This is a genomic window from Saccharopolyspora sp. (assembly GCF_017434145.1).
In the GTDB taxonomy this organism is placed as follows: domain Bacteria; phylum Actinomycetota; class Actinomycetes; order Mycobacteriales; family Pseudonocardiaceae; genus Saccharopolyspora_C; species Saccharopolyspora_C galaxeae.
On the sequence record NZ_JAFRFW010000651.1, the window covers coordinates 1 to 2,082 of the forward strand.

General features: G+C 72.7%; 3 protein-coding genes. All 3 read left to right on the forward strand.

The window, feature by feature from the left end; translation table 11 throughout:
- The first annotated feature begins 72 nt into the window (after nucleotides 1-72).
- Nucleotides 73-1,104 (forward strand): PTS transporter subunit EIIC, encoded by a 1,032-nt coding sequence (locus IJH84_RS17790; protein ID WP_295146466.1) that lies wholly within the window; start codon nucleotides 73-75, stop codon nucleotides 1,102-1,104.
- Nucleotides 1,101-1,556: a hypothetical protein gene (locus IJH84_RS17795; RefSeq protein WP_295146469.1), complete on the forward strand. Its 456-nt coding sequence runs from the start codon at nucleotides 1,101-1,103 to the stop codon at nucleotides 1,554-1,556. Before IJH84_RS17790 ends, IJH84_RS17795 begins: the two co-directional genes overlap by 4 nt.
- Nucleotides 1,553-2,082: PTS sugar transporter subunit IIA (locus IJH84_RS17800; RefSeq protein ID WP_295146471.1), on the forward strand; the 530-nt coding region annotated here is incomplete at its 3' end. The genes IJH84_RS17795 and IJH84_RS17800, both read left to right, overlap by 4 nt.

The following is a 2,082-nucleotide window of genomic DNA, read 5'->3' on the forward strand; positions in this document are numbered from 1 at the left end:
CGGGACGTGACGACCATGTCGGGTCCGGCCCCGCTGGACCCGGGCGCACCGGCCCGATGAGCCCGCGCGGCGGTGCTGCGCGTCGGCGGGCGGCTGGCGGGCATGGTGCTGCCCAACATCGGCGCCTTCATCGCCTGGGGACTGTGCAGCGCGCTGTTCACGCCGGCCGGCTGGCTGCCGAACCCCTACCTCGCGCAGCTCAACGAGCCGATGATCAAGCTGCTGCTGCCGCTGCTGATCGGCTACACCGGCGGCAGCCAGGTGCACGGCAGGCGCGGAGCGGTGGTCGGCGCGGTGGCCACCGCAGGCATCGCGACCGGCGCGGACATCCCGATGTTCCTCGGCGCGATGATCGTCGGACCGCTGGCGGGCTGGGTGCTCAAGCAGTTCGACGAGCGGGTCGGCAAGCACGTCGCGCCCGGCTTCAAGATGCTGGTGGACAACTTCTCCGCCGGGATCATCGGTGGTGTGCTGGCGATCCTGGGAATGCTGGCGATCGTCCCGGTCATCGAAAGCGCCACGGTCACCATCGGCCAGGGGGTGCGGCTGCTGATCGGGATGCACCTGCTGCCGCTGGTGTCGGTGTTCGTGGAGCCGGCCAAGGTGCTGTTCCTGAACAACGCCGTCAACCACGGGGTGCTCGGGCCGCTCGGCGTCTCGGAGTCGATGAGCACCGGCAAGGCCATCGAGTTCCTCGTCGAACCCAACCCGGGGCCCGGTTTGGGGCTGCTGCTGGCGGTCGCGCTGTTCGGGGCGCCCGCGATGCGTTCCAGCGCGCCGGGCGCGATGGTCATCCAGTTCCTCGGCGGCATCCACGAGATCTACTTCCCGTACGTGCTGGCCGCACCGCGGTTGCTGCTGGCCACCGTCGCCGGTTCCGCCGCCGGGGTGTTCGTGTTCAGCGTGACCGGTGCCGGCGTCGTCGCCACGCCGTCGCCGGGCAGCGTCGTGGCGGTGCTGGCGGTGACGCCGAAGGGCGGTTTCCCCGGCGTGATCGCCGGTATCGCGGCTTCCGCGGTGGTGTCGTTCGCGGTCGCCGCGCTGCTGCTCAAACTGCGCCGGGAGCCCGCGGCCGGGGTCGCGGAAGGAGGTGCGGTCTCGTGAGCCTGTGGCGGGCGATCGGATTCGCGCTGACCGGCAAGTCGCGGCCCGCCCGGATACCGGACGGGCAGGACCCGGAGTCCTCCCGCGTCGCGGAACCGGCCGGGTCCGCGCGGCGCGCTGCCGAGGAGCACTGGACGGGCACGATCGAAGGTGCCGAGGTGCGCAAGGTGATCGTCGCCTGCGACGCGGGGATGGGCAGCAGCGCCATGGTCGCCGCCCAGCTCGCGGGCAGGCTCAAGCCCTACGACGTGTCGGTGGCCGCGGCCTCGGTCACGCACATCCCGGACGACGCGGATCTGGTGCTGTGCCAGGAGACCATGCTGGAGCGGGCGCGCCGGGAGGACACCGGCTCGGCGGTGATCATGGGTTTTCGCAGCTTCCTCGGCGACCCGGTGTTCGACCGGGTGGAGCAGGCGGTGCGGGACGGCGGTCCCCTTGGCGGCTCCGGATGACGGCGCAGCACCACCCGCCGCGGCCCGCCGCGGTCCGGCTCGGGTTGTGCGCGGCCGACCACTTCGAGGCGGTGCAGCAGTGCGGCCGGTCGCTGGTGGAGGCGGGCGCGGTCGACGAACCGTACGTCGCCGCGATGCACGAGCGGGAGAAGTCGGTCTCCACGCACATCGGCGAAGGAGTGGCGATTCCGCACGGCACCGCGGGATCCGGTGAGCACGTGCACCGCACTGCGCTGGTGGTGCTGCAATTCCCCGGTGGCGTGCGCTGGAGCGACGGCGCGCTGGTGCGGTTGTGCGTGGCGATCGCGGCCGGTTCCGGGCAGTCGGACGGAGCCGCCGAGGAACGCGGTGCCGGGTACCTGGACCTGCTGGCGGCGCTGGCGAAGGTGCTGATGGATCCGGCGCGCGCCGCGAGGCTCCGCGCGGCGCCGGACGCCGAGAGCGGGAAGGCGTACTGCCAGACCTCCACGGCGCCGAGCGCGAGCGGTCCTTCGCGCGCCGGCTGGTCGCTCCGGTCGCCGAACAC